Raw genomic sequence first — 17,838 nt, 5'->3', positions numbered from 1 at the left:
ACGAACGGCCGCGCGCGGTCGTCGTAGTCGATGTCGATGTCGATGTCGATACAAGTGGGACGGCGGCTACCGGTGCCGACTCCGGTGACCGCAACGCTTCGCGCGGCATGCCGAACACGGCAGCTTCGGCCGACGGCTCACCCCGCCCGCGCGACCCGGAAGACCGACATCGCGACCTGCATCGAACCGGCCTGCTGCTCGAGCGCCGTCGCGGCCGCACTGGCCTGTTCGACCAGCGCGGCGTTCTGCTGCGTCATCTGGTCCATCTGCGTAACGGCCTGCCCGACCTGGTCGATGCCCGCGCTCTGCTCGACGGTGGCCGTCGTGATCTCGGTCATGATCGTCGCCACGCGCCGCACCGACGACACGATCTCTTCCATCGCGTGCCCTGCCTGCGTCACGAGCGCATTGCCGTCGCGCACGTCGTCGATCGACGCGCCGATCAGCTGCCGGATCTCGCGCGCGGCGCCCGCGCTGCGTTGCGCGAGCGTGCGCACCTCGCCGGCGACGACCGCGAAGCCGCGCCCGTGTTCGCCCGCCCGTGCCGATTCGACCGCCGCGTTGAGCGCGAGGATATTGGTCTGGAAGGCGATCCCGTCGATCATTCCGGTGATTTCCGCGATCTTCTGCGAGCTCGTGTTGATCACGCCCATCATGTCGACCGCGCGGCCGACCAGTTCGCCGCCGTGCTGCGCGAGGTCCGCCGCGCTGGCCGCGAGCGTGCTCGCCTGCTGCGCATTGTCCGCGTTCTGGCGCACCGTCGACGTCAGTTGCTCCATGCTCGCGGCCGTTTCCTCGAGCGACGCCGACTGCTGCTCGGTACGGCTCGACAGGTCGAGGTTGCCGGCCGCGATCTCGCGTGCGGCCGTATGAATCGCATCGCTGCTGTCGCGCATGCCGGTGACGGTCGCCGCGAGCCCCGCCTGCATCCGCTTCATCGCCGCGAACAACTGGCCGATTTCGTTGCCGCCGGCATCGGGCACCGTCACGGTCAGGTCGTTCGACGCGATGCGGTCGAGCAGCGCGGCCGCGTTCGCGAGCGGCCGCGACACGATCGCGCGCAGCGCGAAGTGCGTCGCGACGATCAGCGCGAGCGCCAGCGCGACGCCGATCCCGACCATCGCGATGATGCGCGTATAGGCGGCGTTGTCGGCGTCGATCGTGTCTTCCGCCAGTTGGTTGGCGGTGCGCTGGAATTTCTCGACGTTCGCCGAATACACCTGGCCGGCGAGCGTGATTTCCTTGTCGTTGATCGCCGCATACGCGGCGGTGTCGCCGTTGCGCAGCGCATCGGCCGCCCGCGCGAGCACGCTCGCGAGATGCGTCGACGACTCGACGAGCGCCTGCTTCAGGTCCGCGCCGAGGCTGCCGACCGGCGCGGCATCCTTGAACGCCTGCGTTTCCTTCGCGGACAGGTCGAACGTGCGTTGCGCGCTTTGCAGCGCCGAGTCGCGCTGGGCCGGATCGTCGTGCTCCTTCAGCGCCGAATACGCGCGGACGAGCGCCGAGCGCGTACGCGTGCTGTCCTTGTAGGCGTCGTTGACGAGCGACGTCTGCGCCGCGATTTCGTGCAGGCGCTTCGCGTTCGTGTTCGCGCCGCCGAGCGCGACGATCCCGACGATGCCGCCGACGACGATCATCGCGGCAAATGCAGCGAGTACGGCGAGCAAACTGCTTTTCACTTTCAGATCACGCATGGCGAATCGACTCCCGAAGTTATCCCTTGTCGGTTAACGACGGCAATTACGCCAACTTGAGCCGATTGACCGGAATTTCGCCGCGCGATCGTGCGGCGCGCGCAAGCGCGCGCGTGCGTGTGCATCCGGTTCGCGCAACAAGCGGCACGCGATCGACGCCGCCCGTTGCGCCGCCCGCCGAATCAGTTCGTCCCGTCGTACGTGACGATCTCGATCCAGTTTGCGCCCTTGCCGACCGGATACTTGCCGATCGCGTCGAGATGCCCGGTATCGCGATCGATCCGGTACACGGCCAGCGTCGGCGACAGTTGCCCCGCGGCGAGCAGATACTTGCCCGACGGATCGATCGCGAAGCCGCGCGGCTGCCGCTCGGTCGCGAACGTGCCGATCCGCGCGAGCCTGCCCGACTTCGCGTCGACGCGATACGCGGCGAGCGTGCTCGACGTGCGCTCCGATGCATACAGGAATTTGCCGTCGGGCGTGAGATGCAAGTCAGCGCCCCACGGCTTGTCGCCATGGAAATCCGGCGGCAGGATCGACACGGTCTGGATCGGCCGCGCGTCGGCGCCGCCGCGCGACAGCGCGAGCACGTGCAGCTTGCCGTCGAGTTCGTCGATCAGGTAAGCGAAGCGCCCATTCGACGAGAACACGAAATGGCGCGGGCCCGATTTGTCGGGCAGCCGGTACGCGGGCGTCGTATCGTCGGTCAGCGTTCCCGTCGACGCATCGAACGGCAAACGCAGCCACGCATCGGCGCCGAGCACCGACGCGAACGCATAGCGGCCGTCCGGCGACTGGCGGATCGCGTGCGCCATCGGGCCGGTCTTCACCGTCTGCTGCACGTCGCCCGCGACGCCGTCCGCGCCGATCCGGTTCACCGCGAGCAGGTTGCCGCCGTACGACGCCGAGAACAGGTAGCGGCCCGACGCATCGGTCGACACGTACGCCATGCTCTCCGCGAGCGGCGCGCGGCCCAGCTCGATCAGCCGCCCGTCGAGCGGATTGATCGCGAAGCTGACGACGCGATACGGCGTCGAGCGCAATGCCGCGTACAGGCGCCGATGATCGGGCGACAGCGCCATCGGCATCACGGTGCCGCCGACCGGCACCGTCTCGATCGCGGTCAGCGCACCGTTCGACGTATCGACGCCGAACACCGAGATGTCGCGGCTGTCGCTGTTCGACACGTACGCATACGTCGCCGCGTGCGCGAGCGACGCGGCCATCGTCAACGCAGCCGCCGCAACGGCGCGCCGCAGGAAAGTCGTTTTCATGGGAGGGGCGTGAAGTGAAGAAATAAAACCGCGGATGCGAACGCGGCGCCGGACCACCTCGGTCGTCCGGCGCCGCGAACGGCGAAACATCCGGTCAGAACACCGCGTGCCCGCTGATCAGGCTCGGCAGCCACGTCGAGAAGAACGGCATGTACGTGACGATGTTGATCGCACTGAAGATCGCGAGGTAGTACGGCCACGCCATCTTCGTCGTCTCGCCGATCGACACGTTGCCGATCGCGCAGCCGACGAACTGCACCGACCCGATCGGCGGATGCACGAGGCCGAGCGAGCAGTTCAGCAGCAGCATGATCCCGAACTGCACCGGCCCGACGCCGCACGCCATCGCGATCGGCAGGAACAGCGGCGTCGTGATCAGGATGTGCGCGGCCATGTCGACGAACGTGCCGAGGAACACCTGGATGATGTTGATGTACAGCAGCATCAGCCACGGCGCCGCGGTCGACTGCTTCAGCAGCCCTTCGATCGCATCGGGAATCTCCAGGTACGACATCTGGAAGCGCAGCATGTTGGACACCGCGATCAGCAGCAGCACGACACCCGTCGTGCGCGCCGCATGCGACAGCGCGCGGCGCAGCTTCTCGGCCGTCAGCGTGCGGTAGACCACCGCGGTCAGTACGAGCGAGTACACGACGGCGATCGCGGCCGCTTCGGTCGCGGTGGCGATGCCCTTCGCGACGCACACGAGGATGATCGCGATCACCATCAGCCCGGGCACCGCGCCGACGAAGCTGCGCAGCACCGCATACCAGCCGGGAAACCGCGGCAGCGCGGACGAGCCGTCCTCGCGGCGCGGATAGCCGTGACGCACGGCCTGCCAGTACGCGGCGGCGAGCACGAAGCCCATCACCCACAACACCGGCAGGAGCCCCGAGAACAGCAGGTCGCCGATCGACACGCCGCTCACCGGCTGGCCGTGCAGCATCCCGGTGATGCCCTGCGCGGCGAACGCGTAGATGATCATGTTGGTCGACGTCGGCATCAGCGCGCCGGCGAGCGATGCGTGCGTGGTCACATTCACGGCATACGCGGCGCTGTAGCCTTCGCGCTTCATCAGCGGAATCACCACGCCGCCCATCGCCGACGTATCGGCGGTCGGCGAGCCCGACACGCCGCCGAACAGCGTGCACGCGACGACGTTCGCCATCCCGAGGCCGCCGCGGAAGTGGCCGACGGTCGCCTGCGCGAAGCGCAGGATCCGGTCCGCGATGCCGCCATGCAGCATCAGCTCGCCGGAGAAGATGAAGAACGGCACCGCGAGGAACGAGAACGCGTTCATCCCAGAGATCATCGCCTGCATCGCGGTCGCGATCGGCAGGCCCTCGACCATGTAGGTCAGCACGCACGCAATGCCGAGCGCGAACGACACGGGCACGCCGAGCACGAGGAATATCAGAAAACTGACGGACAGGATCGCGAGTTCCATGGCGTTATTGTCCCCACGAAGAACGACGAAGCGCGAGCAGGTGCTCGAGCGAGAAGAAGATGATCGCAACCGCCGCGGGCATCGTGATCAGGTAGCGCACGCCTTCGGGCAGCCCGATGATCGGGATGCGGTCGCCCATCGTCTCGGCGGCCATGCTGCCGCAGCCGATCATGATCATGATCGCGAACGCGATCAGGCTCAGGTGCTGGATCGCGATGACGACCGTGCGCGCCTTCGGCGACAGCCGGCGCACCAGCGAATCGAGGCCGATGTGGCCGCCGTCGCGCACCTTCATCGCGGCGCCGAACATCGCGATCACGATCACGAGCAGCAGCGCGATCGGCTCGACGAAATCCGGCGCGTTCTCGAACACGTAGCGCATCACGACCGCGTAGAACACCAGCACCGTGAGCACCGCGAGGCACGCGGACGCGATCACGGCCAGCACGCGGAACAGCACGTCGTTCACGCAGCGCAGCCGCGGCGCGGCCGCGTGCGGCCGGCACGGCGTCGCGCCGTCGGCGGCCGCCGCGTCCGGCGAGCCCACGGTCGCGGCGCCATTCAGCGAAGTGCGACGCGTCACTTGGTGGCCTCGATCTCGTCGACGATCTGCTTCATCTGCGGCGTCTTTTCATACTTGGTCCACAGCGGCTGCATCGCCTTCACGAATGCCGCGCGGTCGATCTGCGCGGCCGGCAGGATCTTCGCGCCGCCCTTCGTCACCAGCTGCTGCGCGGACGCCTCGCGCGCGGTCCACAGCTTCTGGTAGTACGGCACCGAATCGGCCGCCGCCTTCCGGATCGCCGCCTGCTCCTGCGGCGACAGCGTGTCCCAGATCTTCTTCGAGAACACCAGCACTTCCGGCGTCATCGCATGCTGCGTTTCCGAGTAATCGGGCGCCACTTCGTAGTGCTTGGTTTCCTCGTACGACGGCAGGTTGTTTTCCGCCGCATCGACGAGGCCCGTCTTCAGGCCCGTGTATACCTCGGCGAACGGCATCGGCGTCGGCGTGCCGCCCATCGCGCGGATCTCGTCGACCATCAGGTCCGACGGTTGCACGCGCACCTTCAGCCCCTTCATGTCGGCCGGCGAGCGCACCGGGCGCTTCGCGTAGATCGAGCGCGCGCCGCTCTCGTAGAACGTCAGCGCGATCATCCCCTTCGCGGTAAACGCATCGAGGATCTTCTGGCCGGCCGGGCCGTACATCGCCTTGCGGAAATGGTCGACGTCGCGGAACAGGAACGGGAACGACGGGATCAGCGATTCCGGCACGATCTCGTTGAACGACGCGCCGTTCACGCGCGCCATGTCGATCGCGCCGATCCGCACCTGGTCGACCGTGTCCTTCTCGGAGCCGAGCGCGCTGTTGCCGAACACCTTGATCGAGTCCTTGCCGCCCGTCTGCTTCGACAGCGCGTCGCCCATGAACTTCACGGCCATGTTGGTCGGAAAATTGTCGCCGTGCACGTCCGCCGAGCGGAACACACGCGCCTGCGCGGACAGCGCGAAGCCGGCCATCAAGGCAACGGCCAGGGCGGTACGGGAGCCGGTGAATCGGTGCTTCATGGTGAGTCTCCTGGATGGTCGATCGTTGTTGTGCGGCGATCCGGCGGCCCGCGCGGACTTCCCCGACGCGCTTCCCCGAACCGCAGAGTCATACGTCGTATGACGTGTGGAGCGAATGTACGTCGGTTAATCGTTTAACTCACTTGGTGCATACCCCTATAACGTCTGTCATCAAGCGCTTACGGGGCAATCCGAAAGCTGGATGCTCCGTTTTCGTACTTTTTTGCGAAACGTTTTCCGGAAACGCTCGGCGAGCGGATTGGCCGTCGACGTCGCAGTTTCCACCCGCCTGACGGCCTTCTTTCGCTTCATTCATTGTTGTCATGTGATGACTGACAACAATATTGCCGCGCCGCCGCGATAACCCGCGCGATCGATCCGTGGTCGACGGGCGCGCCGCCTGACAGGCACGCGCGATGCGCGCCGCCACCGCGTGAAACGCGAAAGGAGCCAGTCATGTCGATCACGAAGCGATCAGCGCCGCCCGACCCGGCTACCCCACCGAACGCCGGCGACGAAGGCCCTGCCGACGCGCCGGGCATCGGCGAGGACACGTGCCGCGTCTGCCGCGGCACCGGCATGGTGGAGGGACAGGCGTGCACCGTCTGCGGCGGGACCGGCAAGATCCTGCAGGGAATCGGCGGCGGATAGGTAAAAACGCAGGCGCGCCCGCGCGCATCGATCGCTCAGGTCTGCATGACCAGCGACGTCAGCTGCGCGGCGCGCGCCACGTCGGTCTTCGTGTAGATCGACTTGATCTGCGCGCGGACCGTGCCGATCGACACGCCGCGCAGCGCCGCGCATTCCTGCGGCGAGCGCCCGTCGCAGCACAGCAGCACGGCGAGATCGGCTTCCGCCGACGACAGCCCGTAGAACACCCGCAAGCGCTGCGCGCGCGCCGATGGCGAACGCAGGTCGGCGGCCGTCATCAGCGCCGCGACGCCGGGCCGTTCGCGCGCGAGGCGCGACTGTTCGGGAACGGGGATCAACGCAAGCGGCAGCGGCTCGCCGGTCGCACGACGCAGCAACAGCCCGCCGCGTGCGAATGCATGCCGCCATTGCGCATCGTCGACGCAGCCTTCCGGCGCGAAACGGCCGTTCAGGATCCGCAGCGCGGGTTCGGCGGCGATCAGCTGCTCGGCCGCGCGGTTCGTATAGCGCAGCTCGCGCTGCGCGCCGAGCAGGAATACCGGCACGGGCACCGCGTCGAGCGCCGATTCCGCGGCGGCCACGCGCGCTTCGAGCTCGCCGATGCGTGCGTGGATGCGCAGTGCACGGCTGATGTGGGCGCCCATGATTTCGATGGTGCGGCGCTGCTCGTCGGACAGCCCTTGCGATTCGAGGCCGCTCTGTACGCTGAGGAAAGCGCTGGCGCCCTCGCCGCGATGGATGTACAGGCCCGAGATGCTGCCAAGCCCGAACGGCTGCAGGAATTCCCGATAGAACACGCCATGTGTGCGCTGCCGCACCGACAAGTGCCTGACGTCCTCGAACCAGCGCCCTGCCTGCCAGTCGGCGGCAACCGGCACGACCGGGTCGTACAGGTAGAACTCGGTGTTGTAGCGGCGGTGGCACGCGGCGACCCATGACGGATCGTCGCCGGCCGCCCGCTCGATCGCCGGCAGCCGCGCCGCGTCGTCGAACGACAGCAGCGTCGCCATGCGGACGCCGACGGACAAACGCAGCCCGTCCAGCACCGCTTCCCATCGCTGGTCGCCCAGCGCCGCAGCGTAGACGTCATCGATCCATGTCGATGGAACCACCCCGTTCATCTGCATCTGGCCACCCCGTGCCGTGCGTTTTTATCGAACGCCGTTCGGGCATCTTACTCAATCGGCCTCATTGTTCAAATTGCCGATGCAGGTTTGATCGAAATACCACGCTTATTACCGGTTCTCGTCAGACGTAACGCTCGTTTTCGACCGGGCGACGCGACGGGAACGCGTTTGGCCGCCCGGTCCGACGAGGCACTTACTTCATCGCGGTGAACCGCGCTTCCATCTCGTCGATCTTCGCGAGCACCGCTTCGCTCAGCTTTCTGACGTGACGCGGCACGTCGGGTGTCGACAGCAGTTCCTCGATACGCCCGCGCCAGTATCTCGGATGCCGGACGCGCCCCGCGCCCGACATCGACACATCGACGACGGCCGTCTCGCTGTCCAGCAGCGCCACCATTCTCTGGATGTGAGAGAGCTCACGTTCCACATAGTCTCGTGCGAGCATATCGATTGAAATTCCCCGAAATACGACATCAGGCCTTCCGTCACCCACCCGCGATCGTCCGCGGCGCCGACGACGCGCCGCATACGTTGCGCATCAGCGTACGCGCCGATCATGTCAATCGATTGTGCGGACGCACACAGCGATCGACAAAGGAACGACAGGCCTGTCCGATTGTCCTGGCGACATCCGGTCGCGATGCCCCGTTGACCATCGTAGGCGCACCGTTCGGCGCCGGCATCCCCAAAACTGGGGATGCCGGTTGATATGGGTCAGGCGATGACTTCCGGAAAGGACGGGGTAAAAACGGCCGGCTGGCGCGGCGGCTCGTTGCGCAGCAGCACGACGGCGAGCATTCCGGCGAAGCGTGCGCTTTCACGTCTGACGAATCGGCCGCAGGCAGCGACGTGCGGCTTCGTCGCACGCGTTGCGATGTTCCAACGCACGGCATCGTCGTTCCAGTCGTAGCCCCTTCGACTGGAAGCCGGGCACGGTGTGCCAGTCTCGCGCCGCCTGTCGCCCCCTGCATGTCGATTGGCGCGCTTTGCGAGTGAAGCGGCGCGCAAATGGCGCATCCCCTCTGCAACGGAATCCCTTCATGAATATCGATACCGACCTTCCCGTCATGGTCACCGGCGCGACCGGGTACGTCGCGGGCCGGCTCGTGCAGCGGCTGCTCGAAGCCGGCCTGACGGTCCATGCGGCCGTCCGCGACCCCGACAGCCCGGACAAGCTCGCGCACCTCCAGCGCATCGCGGCCGGCAAGCCCGGCACGATCCGCTATTTCCGCGCGGACCTGCTCGAACCCGGGTCGTACGCGGACGCGATGGCGGGTTGCGGGACCGTGTTCCACACCGCGTCGCCGTTCACCGTCACCGTTCGCGATCCGAAGAAGGCGCTGGTCGATCCGGCGCTGCTCGGCACGCGCAACGTGCTCGAGACGGCAAACCGCACGCCGTCGGTGCGGCGCGTCGTGCTGACCCGCAGTTGCGCGGCGATCTACGGCGACAATGCCGATCTCGCCGCGACGCCCGATGGTGTGTTCACCGAAGCGGTCTGGAACACCAGCTCGTCGCCGACCCATCAGCCCTATTCGTATTCGAAGACCGTTGCCGAGCGCGAAGCGTGGAAGATTGCCCGCCCGCAGCAACGCCGGGATCTCGTGACCATCAATCCGTCGCTCGTGATCGGGCCGGGTATCAATCCGTACGCGACGTCGGAGAGCTTCGAGATCGTGCGGCAAATGGGCAACGGCACGATCCGCCGCTGTTCGCCGCGTTGTGCAGCCCGAACCTGGAGATCGCGCTCCGGCGCATCGGCCAGTTCAAGCCGCTGATCGGCCCGGTCCGGTTGCGCGTGTCGCACGAGGCCGACGCGCTGACTCTCGCCGTCGATTTCCTCGAGCGCGACATCCCGCCGCCCGGCACGCTGGTCGCGGCCGAACCCGGCTTCTTCGTGAAACTCGCGCGACTGGCGACCCGCACCGAGCTGTCGGCGCGCGCCGTCACGCTGCCGCGCGACGTCAGCCCCCAGCCACCGCGGACGGCGTCGCGCAAACGCTTGCGATCAGCAAGCGGACGCTGCAGCGGCGGCTCGGCGACGAAGGCGCGAACTTCAAAACCCTGCTGGCGGAAGTCCGCGAGAAGCTCGCGTGGCATCCCCTCGATCGCTCGGACCTGCCCTACAGTCAGATCGCGCTCCTGCTCGGTTACCAGGATCCGAATTCGTTCTTCCGCGCATTCAACGAATGGACCGGGATGACGCCCGACGCCGCCCGCTCGCGCAGGCGCACTGATCGATACAACGCGGGCCGCTGTCCCGTCGCCGCGGTGATCCCGAATCAACCGGCGACGCCGCCGCGAGTCAGCCCGAAAATGAAATCGGCTTCGACCGACGCACCCTTCGGCAATTGCAGCACGCCGACCGACGAACGCGTATGGACGCCGGCGTCGCCGAGCACCGCGACCAACACGTCCGACGCGCCGTCGGCCACTTCGCTTTGCATCGTGAAGCCGGGCGCGCTTCGCACGTACACGGTCATGCGCGGCACCGTTGCGATCGCATCGAGCGTGCCGCACTGCTTACGGATCAGCGCCAGCGCGCGCAGCGCGGAAATGCCGGCCGCGCGGCGGCCGTCTTCGAGCGAAACGGATTCGCCGACGATACCGACGAAATGCACGACTTCCCCGATTCGCGGCACCTGGCCGGCAATGTAGGCGGTGCTTCCGTCGATCACGACCGGCGTGTACTTTCCGCCGATCCTGATCGTTTCGTCCGGATCGAATCCGAATTCGGCTGCGACCTGTTTCAGCTTTTCATCCCTGTTCATCAGTGAATTCCCCAATCCCTCTGAAAAAAGATAAAGAATAATTGAGTCTCCGAAGCTTGTCCCGCACGAGAAGATCGGACGCAAACGATCCCGCCGAGCCACTTCTCAGGTGTTCGAAGCAGTCATCCATTGCGATATCGACAATGGAATTCGTAGTCGGAGCAATTTTCTTCATTATTTCAGCTGAAACCGCTATCATGTATGGACACAACCTGAAGAGTGATATATGGCAACTTACAAGGAACTGAAAGCCCAAATGGATGCTTTGGCCGAGAAAGCCGAAGCAGCGCGCGCCGCTGAATTCCAGGCGATCGTCGACGACATCCGCACCAAAGTCGCGGAATACGGCATTACCGAAAAAGACATTTTCGGTACGCGCCGCGGTCGGCCGGCCAAACAGGCGGGCGCCCCCGTGCAGGCCAAGTATCGCGATCCGAAGACCGGGGCCACCTGGTCGGGCCGCGGTCGCGCGCCCGCATGGATCAAGGATGCGAAGAATCGCAATCGATTCCTGATCCAGGAATAAGATTCCCCGCATGGGCCGGCGCGTGATTCAACACGCTGCCCGGCAAGTTGGGCATTGATTGGGGGCATCGATACCGGCGGTATTCCATGGCCGCTCCGGTTGACGAGGTTTTGCCCGATCGGCGTGTCGTGCACGGATTGATCCACCGACCGTGCCGCACGCCCATCCTTTCTTCAGCGTTCGTAATAGATCGCAAGCCAGACGGTTTGCAATTCGTCATGCGTCCATGCGACACGATGACGGCAATGCGGCTCGATCAGTACGTAATCTCCGGCGCGCATATCGAGCCGCGTCGCATTCTCTTCGAATTCGAGCACGGCCGCGCCGGATAGCAGCACGACCCATTCGGCCCGCGGGTCGTCATACCAGAACCCGGCCGGGCTCGCATGCCCCATCGACACGATTCGCTCGACATTCACGCGCGAGTTCTCGACGAGCATGTCGATTCGCTCGTCGCCGCCGCGCCGCCCTTCGACGCTGAATAAATTACCGGTTTGAAGTTGCATGGCTTCGCCTCGTCGTTGATCTTCGGGTAAAGGATGCAGATTTAAACGCGACGGGGAAATAGTCGCTGCAGCCTGACGTCGCCCAGGTTTGCGCGTGCATCGTTAAAAACCGTATCAAAAAGATGAAGAATGACGGCGACTTCATCGGCGCAGATTCGTTGCGGCGGTAAAGCACGCATCGGGATTCTTTTAGCGACGTGCGCGCGCCGGGACACGTCATTTCGATAAAAGCCGGTCGACATCCTGCCGCCCTATGCAGCGTCGGGCCAGGGCCGGTTCACGCTAATGGCGGGCTTGCGAACGCGTCTCCGCCAACGCATTTTCCGTTCGCTGGCTGGCATGAGCAAGCATCGGCAAGACCATGCATTCTCTATTTCGATTCGAGATGGCGTCTGCCCCATAAGCGACAATATCGTCTTGGGCGTCGATATCGATAGCGAGCGTCGACGAAGTACCGGCCCCCGTCAAACCCGCCCCCTCAACCACCCCAACAACGCCGCCTGCGCACTCCCGTCCGCCACCGGCGCCGGCGTCAACAGGTAGTAATCCGATCCATCCTCGACGAACCCCATTGGCGCAACCAGCACACCGCTTTCGATGTCGTCGCGCACCAGGTGCCACGGCCCGATCGCTACCCCCAGCCCCGCGACGGCCGCTTGCAGACTGAAATAGAAATGATCGAACTTCTGCCCGTGCCCGTTCACGGCCGGCTGATTCGCCGCCCCCGCCCACGCGTTCCATGCGTCCGGCCGGGTCCGCGTATGCAGCAGCGCAGCGTCGGGCTTCAACGTGCGGCCGCCGCGCCGCGACGCAAACCACGCACCGACCTTGTCCGGCCGGCAAACCGGCGCCACCCGCTCGGCGAACAGATGCTCGGCGTGATATCCCGCCGGCCACGCGAAATCGTTGCGACGAATCGCCATGTCGACACCGCTGTCGAACGAGAACGGCCCGCCCGCGGCGGCCAGATGGATATCGACGCCCGCGTGCCGCGCCTGGAAATCCGGCCAGCGCGGGATCAGCCAGCGCATCAGGAGCGTCGGCTCGCACGACAGCACCGAACGCCGCGCACGGGCGGCCTCGGCGCGCAACGCGTGGGCGGCGTGACGCATCAGGCCCAGGCCGTCATGGACGGCCTGCGCGAGTGTGCGGCCCGCTTCGGTCAGGAACACGCGACGGCTGCGCCGCTCGAACAGCGCCACGCCCAGATCGTCCTCGAGCAAGCGCACCGCGCGGCTGACCGCGCCATGGGTCACGCACAGCTCGTCGGCCGCGCGACTGAAATGCTCGTGACGCGCCGCGGCCTCGAAACAGCGCAGCGCCATCAGCGACGGCAGGTTCGTCCGAATCGATAGTGATTCAGACTCACCATTCTGGTCAGAAATCATCGTTTTTCCTGATGAAGCACGGTCGATACGATTGTGCCATCAACCTATCCTTCGCAGGAACAACGCCATGACCGAATTGATAGTCGTAGTCACCATTACGCTGCTCGCCGTCGTCAGCCCGGGGCCGGACTTCGCGATGGTCACGCGCAACAGCCTGATGCTGTCGCGTCGTTCCGGCGTGCTCACCGCATGCGGGATCGGGCTCGGCGTGACGGTCCACGTGAGCTACACGCTGCTGGGCGTCGGGCTCCTGATCCGTCAGTCGCTGTGGCTCTTCGATGCCGTCAAGCTGATCGGTGCGATCTACCTGGTCTACCTCGGTGCAAAGATGCTCATGACGAAAGCCGGCAGCGTGCAAGCCGACACGAGCGTCGCGCCGCTGTCCGATCTCGCCGCGCTGCGCACGGGCTTCCTGACCAATGCGCTGAACCCCAAAACCACGGTGTTCATCGTCAGCCTGTTCATGCAGGCAGTCCGGCCCGACACGCCGTTGATCGTGCAGATCGGCTACGGCGCGTTCATCGCGGCCGCCCATGCCGGCTGGTTCAGCCTCGTGGCGATCTGTTTCTCGGCCACGGCTGTCCGCGATCGCCTGCTGTCGCTGCGGCACTGGATCGATCGCACGTTCGGATGCCTGCTGGTGGGCTTCGGCGTCGCGCTCGCCGTCGCACGCGGCGGGCGCTGACGCTCGACCCGCGCCGGGTGCACCGCGCCGGGTGCCCCACGCCAGCAACGTCAGAACGTCGGTGCGATCGCTCGTGCTTCGTCGATCGCCCGGCTCCGGTCGACCCGCCCGTCCGGACCGAACAACGTGCGCTCGACGACGATCCCCGTGATGTCCGTCACGCCCACGAACTTGAGCCACGTTTCCATGTAAGGGCGCTGCAGATCGAATTCGGCGGCCGGCGTAAACGAACCCGGCGACTGATAGGCAAGCCCGCGCGCGTAGACCACCGCCGCCTTTTTCCCGACCAGCTTGCCGGTGAAACCCGTTCCGTCGAACGTGAACAACACATCCTTCTGCGAGATCACGTCGATCAGCTGCTTGAGCTTGTACGGAATGCTGAGATTCCACAGCGGCACGCCGAACAGGAACTTGTCCGCTTCGTGGAACGGCGCCGCGAGCCGCTCGATCTGCTGCCACGCCGCCGCCTGCTCCGACGTCAACGCCGTGCCGCTCAGTCCGGCATATTTCGCGGCCAGCGCGGCGCCGTCGAATTCGGGCATCGGCAGATCCCAGATATCGAGCGTCCGGATCTCGTGATCGGGATGGGCCTGCCGGTACGCGTCGAGAAATGCATTGCACACCTCGATGGACGCCGAATAGGCCTTGTTGGGTGAGCCTTCGATATAGAGCACGCGTGTCATGGCGTCGGTCCTTGCCAAGAGTGACGACGGCGCGCCGGATGCGCGCTCGCCCACTTCGCTTCGAAGCCTATCGGGTCGTCCTATAATCCGGAAACGATATTAATTGATCAGATTAACCCGGATTGGTGATAAATGAATGCTCCCCTCGACACGGCGCTGCTTCATACATTCGTTGCGGTTGCCGACGTGCGCAGCTTCACCGGCGCCGGGCGTCGGCTGAACCTCAGCCAGTCCGCGGTCAGCGCGCAAATCCTTCGTCTCGAGGAACAGGTCGGCCAGGCGCTGCTCGTGCGCAACACGCGCAGCGTCACGCTCACCGGGCATGGCGAGACGCTGCTCGGCTACGCGCGCGCGATGCTCAATCTGAGCGAGGAAGCGCGGGCCAGGCTGGGAACGGGTGACGCCACCGACGTCAAGCTGCGGATCGGCGTGTCGGAGGACTTTGCAGGCGGCTGGCTGCCGGACCTGATGCGCCGCCATGGCGCCGCGCGGCGTGGCCTGCGGCTGGATCTGGTCGTCGACATCGGCGACAGCCTGTTCCGGCGGCACGCCAACGGCGAATTCGATCTCGTGATCGGCAGCCGGTGCGCGCACGCGGGCCACGGCGCGACGTTATGGCACGAGCCGCTCGTCTGGGCGTTCGCGCGCCACGAGCCGCTTCCGGAAGGCGACGTGCCGCTCGCCTGTTTCCCCGATCCGTGCCCGTATCGCGGCGCCGCCATCACGGCGCTCGCGCTGGCCGGCATGCGCTACCGGATCGCGTGCGAAAGCCCCAGCGTGACCGGCATCCGCACCTTCGCACGCGCCGGCATCGCGATCGCGCCGGTGCCGCGCAGCGCGATCGACGACACGCTTCGCGAACTGGGGTTGCCCGAAGGCTTGCCGGAACTGCCGGAGATGGAATTCGTGATGATGCACGACGCGCGGATGCCGGCGGCCGTCGAATTCGCGGCGACGATTCTGGACGAAACCGCTGCCCGCACGGGCGCGGGCAAGCGCAATCGGGTGTAGCGGTAGCGCGCGCGAGCGTATTACCGGGACGGGTACCGCGCCCCGCCGGGCTCGAATGGTTGCTGACGTGCTCCGTTCAAATCACCTCGAAGCGCAACCCGGCATGGCGCACCAGACGCTCGATATAGCGTTCGTCGAACATCGTCGCAGGTGTCCAGAACCCGCCACCGCGTCCGGTCTTCACGCCGTCACGGCTGCAATCGAGTGCGAGACTGATCGCGGCCTGACCGAGCATCTTGCCGGTGGAGCCATAGCCCGGATCGCGATCGCCGGTGACTTTCACACGCAAGGTTCGGCCGTCGTCGGCGCGGCCGAAGAAGCGCAAATCGTAGCGGCCGGCCTGCTGGGCATCCACGCTCGGCCCTTCGCCGGGCTTCGGCAGCAGGAAGCGCTCCATCAGGCCGCGCACCGGCCCGATGAGGACGCCGACCATGAATGCACCGAGGCCCGCCACCATCGTCAGCGCGGTCATGCGCCCCTTCAGGCCCGTGCCCGTCATCACGGCTTCGTCATAGGTAAAGCGGCTGCCGTACGCATGGCCGGCCAGCGCATTGGAGCGATGCACGACACGCTCGTTGATCGCCGCCATCACGAACGGCGCGATCCACGCATCGCAGTCGCGATCGAATTCGGCGGATCGAACCGCATGCTGCCGCACGGTGAAACCATGCCGTTGCGGGCACAACGAATAAGGATCGAGCAGTTCGCGGCGCAATGCCGGATCGGCCGCCGCTTCTCGCACCACGTTGATCACGCTGGCCACGGTGCCGCCCGATGCACCACCCTTCAGCGTTTTCACGCGCATCTTCACGTGAGCGGCCGGCACGCCCCACTGCTGCCGAGCCTGTTGCTGCAGGAAAAACACGCCCATGTCGGACGGCACCGAGTCGAAGCCGCAGCAATGCACGATGCGCGCGCCCGATTGGCGGGCCGCGGGCTCGTACTTGTCGATCATCCGCTTGATCCACTGCGTTTCGCCGGTGAGATCGCAATAGTCGGTGCCGGTCTGCGCGCAGACCCGGACCAGCGGCTCGCCGTACAGCGCGTAGGGGCCGACCGTGGACACCACCACCCGCGTTTGCGCGCACAGCGCCCGGAGTTGCGTCTCGTCGGCCGCGTCGGCGACGATGATCGGCACCGACTGCGCGGCCGCGCCGAGCGTATCCCTGACCTGCCTGAGCTTCGCGTCGGATCGTCCCGCGATCGCCCAGCGCAGCGTTTCGCCGGCACCGGCGTCCGACAGATAGTCGGACAGATAGCGGGCCAGGATCTGCCCGACGAAACTGGTGGCGCCGAATACGACGAGATCGTAGGTCGGTTGCGGCATGGACGACTCCTTCGGTGCGCGCACGTCGCACGCATCCGTATCGTTAGCGTGGCTTTCCGGGTTCATCGAAGGCCGTCAACGACGTCGGCAGATTGAGCACCAGTTGCGCATCCTTGACCACGTCGAGACGCATGATTGTGGATGCGCCGAGCCCGTCGAGCAACTGGCTGAGCGGCCCACCGTGCCGCACGAGTTCGACGTTGCGCGGCAACAGGCGCTGCGCGAACGACAGCATGTTGGTCTGCACCGACGCCTGATGCCATGCGCCGTCGATGCGGTTGACCATCGTCGTCGTGCCCATGTGCGATTGCGACGGCACGCTGGTCAGCACCGGCAGCGGCACGCTCAGGCTCAGATCGGGTCGGCCGCCCGGCCCCGCGACACGCGCGCGCGCCGTGGCGCCGATGTTCACGTCGGTATCCGCAAATCGGTCGTAGTACCCGCCCTCGGGCACGTCGACCGTGTGCGGCCCGAATTCGACCTGTGTAAAACGCCTGTCCATGTTCGTTGTCTCCCGTCGATGGTCGACCAGTGACAGGCGAGATCCGAAGCCTGCCGATTCACTGTCGTCGGCAAGCACTCTAAGCTTCAAGTCGACTTCAAGGTCAAGGCGACGAGTAGAGGAACCTGTCGAACTACGGCGGCGCACCTTTCAAGTCGGTCCTTTCGCGTATCAAACAGGACGATCATCGCGCATAGGGACGATCAGCCGCCGTCGGCAGCGTTGGCTTATAGTGCCGCTTGCCCATTCAACGAGGAGAACAGTCATGAAACTGCAGGCCAGCGGTCCGTTCGAGGTGAAGCTGAATCCGGAACCCCTGAGTCACGTCGCGGAAAGCAGCGGGCTCGGCCGCATGTCGCTGGACAAGCATTTTCACGGCGATCTGGAAGCCGTCAGCCAGGGCGAAATGCTCGCGTTTCGCAGCAGCGTTCAGGGTTCGGCCGGCTACGTGGCGATGGAAACCGTCAAAGGCGTGCTCGGCGGACGCAAGGGCAGCTTCGTCCTGCAGCACAGCTCCACCATGACGCGCGGGCAGCCGACGCAGTCGATCACGGTCGTGCCCGATTCCGGCACGGACGCATTGCTCGGGCTGTCCGGCACGATGCTCATCGATATCGATAACGGCCAGCACGCGTATCGCTTCGACTACACGTTGCCGGACGCACCGCAATAAGCGC

19 protein-coding genes and 2 pseudogenes are annotated in these 17,838 nt (G+C 65.8%); 7 read left to right on the top strand and 14 right to left on the bottom strand.

Going from position 1 to position 17,838, the window contains the following annotated elements:
- Window positions 1-137: 137 nt before the first annotated feature.
- The 5 genes from KR541_RS31425 to KR541_RS31405 form a co-directional block, all read right to left on the bottom strand.
- Window positions 138-1,697, bottom strand: a complete 1,560-nt coding sequence (locus tag KR541_RS31425) for a methyl-accepting chemotaxis protein (RefSeq protein ID WP_050013589.1) — start codon at window positions 1,695-1,697, stop codon at window positions 138-140.
- A 182-nt stretch (window positions 1,698-1,879) separates the two neighbouring features.
- Window positions 1,880-2,971 (bottom strand): lactonase family protein, encoded by a 1,092-nt coding sequence (locus tag KR541_RS31420; RefSeq protein WP_050013590.1) that lies wholly within the window; start codon window positions 2,969-2,971, stop codon window positions 1,880-1,882.
- Between the two features lie 94 nt (window positions 2,972-3,065).
- Window positions 3,066-4,418 carry a TRAP transporter large permease gene (locus tag KR541_RS31415; RefSeq protein ID WP_006481162.1) on the bottom strand — a complete coding sequence of 451 codons (1,353 nt, stop codon included), beginning with the start codon at window positions 4,416-4,418 and terminating at the stop codon, window positions 3,066-3,068.
- A gap of 4 nt (window positions 4,419-4,422) precedes the next feature.
- Complete coding sequence (locus KR541_RS31410; RefSeq protein WP_216090043.1) at window positions 4,423-5,001, bottom strand: TRAP transporter small permease; 579 nt, start codon at window positions 4,999-5,001, stop codon at window positions 4,423-4,425.
- Window positions 4,998-5,984, bottom strand: coding sequence for a TRAP transporter substrate-binding protein (locus KR541_RS31405; RefSeq protein ID WP_050013592.1), 987 nt, complete (start codon window positions 5,982-5,984; stop codon window positions 4,998-5,000). The genes KR541_RS31410 and KR541_RS31405 overlap by 4 nt, the downstream gene beginning before the upstream one ends.
- 456 nt (window positions 5,985-6,440) lie before the next feature.
- Here KR541_RS31405 and KR541_RS31400 point away from each other — a divergent pair, with 456 nt between their 5' ends.
- The gene (locus KR541_RS31400) at window positions 6,441-6,635 is read left to right on the top strand and encodes a hypothetical protein (RefSeq protein ID WP_050013593.1); all 195 of its coding nucleotides are present in this window, start codon (window positions 6,441-6,443) and stop codon (window positions 6,633-6,635) included.
- A 35-nt stretch (window positions 6,636-6,670) separates the two neighbouring features.
- On the opposite strand, the gene KR541_RS31395 is transcribed toward KR541_RS31400, so the two are convergent.
- The 3 genes from KR541_RS31395 to KR541_RS31385 all read right to left on the bottom strand — a co-directional run bounded on the left by KR541_RS31395 (window position 6,671) and on the right by KR541_RS31385 (window position 8,779).
- Complete coding sequence (locus KR541_RS31395) at window positions 6,671-7,762, bottom strand: helix-turn-helix transcriptional regulator (protein WP_050013594.1); 1,092 nt, start codon at window positions 7,760-7,762, stop codon at window positions 6,671-6,673.
- Between the two features lie 193 nt (window positions 7,763-7,955).
- A complete protein-coding gene (locus KR541_RS31390; protein WP_089490112.1) occupies window positions 7,956-8,207 on the bottom strand; it encodes a hypothetical protein in 252 nt (83 codons plus the stop codon).
- Window positions 8,208-8,476: 269 nt separating this feature from the next.
- On the bottom strand, window positions 8,477-8,779 hold the full coding sequence (locus tag KR541_RS31385; protein WP_150123313.1) for a hypothetical protein: 303 nt from the start codon (window positions 8,777-8,779) through the stop codon (window positions 8,477-8,479).
- 23 nt (window positions 8,780-8,802) lie between these two features.
- On the opposite strand from KR541_RS31385, the gene KR541_RS31380 reads away from it, so the two are divergent.
- Window positions 8,803-9,540, top strand: a complete 738-nt coding sequence (locus KR541_RS31380; RefSeq protein ID WP_252996702.1) for an NAD-dependent epimerase/dehydratase family protein — start codon at window positions 8,803-8,805, stop codon at window positions 9,538-9,540.
- Window positions 9,485-9,925: pseudogene (locus KR541_RS31375) on the top strand (helix-turn-helix domain-containing protein); the annotation flags it as partial. The gene KR541_RS31380 and the pseudogene KR541_RS31375, both read left to right, overlap by 56 nt.
- A 119-nt stretch (window positions 9,926-10,044) precedes the next feature.
- On the opposite strand, the gene KR541_RS31370 reads toward KR541_RS31375, so the two are convergent.
- Entirely contained in the window at window positions 10,045-10,533 is a 489-nt protein-coding gene (locus tag KR541_RS31370; RefSeq protein ID WP_089490114.1) for a RidA family protein, read from the bottom strand.
- A gap of 226 nt (window positions 10,534-10,759) precedes the next feature.
- Here KR541_RS31370 and KR541_RS31365 point away from each other — a divergent pair, with 226 nt between their 5' ends.
- Window positions 10,760-11,059, top strand: coding sequence for an H-NS histone family protein (locus KR541_RS31365; protein WP_050013598.1), 300 nt, complete (start codon window positions 10,760-10,762; stop codon window positions 11,057-11,059).
- A 173-nt stretch (window positions 11,060-11,232) separates the two neighbouring features.
- Here the strand turns inward: KR541_RS31365 and KR541_RS31360 are convergent, their stop codons facing one another.
- Window positions 11,233-11,565 carry a cupin domain-containing protein gene (locus KR541_RS31360; RefSeq protein WP_050013599.1) on the bottom strand — a complete coding sequence of 111 codons (333 nt, stop codon included), beginning with the start codon at window positions 11,563-11,565 and terminating at the stop codon, window positions 11,233-11,235.
- Between the two features lie 464 nt (window positions 11,566-12,029).
- Window positions 12,030-12,953 carry a LysR family transcriptional regulator gene (locus KR541_RS31355; protein WP_089490115.1) on the bottom strand — a complete coding sequence of 308 codons (924 nt, stop codon included), beginning with the start codon at window positions 12,951-12,953 and terminating at the stop codon, window positions 12,030-12,032.
- Window positions 12,954-13,020: 67 nt separating this feature from the next.
- Here KR541_RS31355 and KR541_RS31350 point away from each other — a divergent pair, with 67 nt between their 5' ends.
- Window positions 13,021-13,638, top strand: a complete 618-nt coding sequence (locus KR541_RS31350) for a LysE family translocator (RefSeq protein WP_089490116.1) — start codon at window positions 13,021-13,023, stop codon at window positions 13,636-13,638.
- 50 nt (window positions 13,639-13,688) lie between these two features.
- Here KR541_RS31350 and KR541_RS31345 read toward each other — a convergent pair whose 3' ends face one another.
- Window positions 13,689-14,321 carry an FMN-dependent NADH-azoreductase gene (locus KR541_RS31345; RefSeq protein WP_216090042.1) on the bottom strand — a complete coding sequence of 211 codons (633 nt, stop codon included), beginning with the start codon at window positions 14,319-14,321 and terminating at the stop codon, window positions 13,689-13,691.
- A gap of 132 nt (window positions 14,322-14,453) precedes the next feature.
- On the opposite strand from KR541_RS31345, the gene KR541_RS31340 reads away from it, so the two are divergent.
- Window positions 14,454-15,332, top strand: coding sequence for a LysR substrate-binding domain-containing protein (locus KR541_RS31340; RefSeq protein ID WP_175975996.1), 879 nt, complete (start codon window positions 14,454-14,456; stop codon window positions 15,330-15,332).
- Between the two features lie 76 nt (window positions 15,333-15,408).
- Here the strand turns inward: KR541_RS31340 and KR541_RS31335 are convergent, their stop codons facing one another.
- Window positions 15,409-16,659: a saccharopine dehydrogenase family protein gene (locus KR541_RS31335; protein WP_124637450.1), complete on the bottom strand. Its 1,251-nt coding sequence runs from the start codon at window positions 16,657-16,659 to the stop codon at window positions 15,409-15,411.
- Window positions 16,660-16,702: 43 nt separating this feature from the next.
- A pseudogene (locus KR541_RS31330) lies at window positions 16,703-17,083 on the bottom strand (acetoacetate decarboxylase); the annotation flags it as partial.
- A gap of 343 nt (window positions 17,084-17,426) precedes the next feature.
- Between KR541_RS31330 and KR541_RS31325 the strand changes: the two are divergent.
- Window positions 17,427-17,834 carry a DUF3224 domain-containing protein gene (locus tag KR541_RS31325; RefSeq protein WP_050013605.1) on the top strand — a complete coding sequence of 136 codons (408 nt, stop codon included), beginning with the start codon at window positions 17,427-17,429 and terminating at the stop codon, window positions 17,832-17,834.
- Window positions 17,835-17,838 lie beyond the last annotated feature (4 nt).

Origin of the sequence: Burkholderia sola (assembly GCF_905400185.1) — a bacterium.
In the GTDB taxonomy this organism is placed as follows: Bacteria; Pseudomonadota; Gammaproteobacteria; order Burkholderiales; family Burkholderiaceae; genus Burkholderia; species Burkholderia sola.
This window is presented reverse-complemented; position numbering and strand designations above follow the sequence as displayed.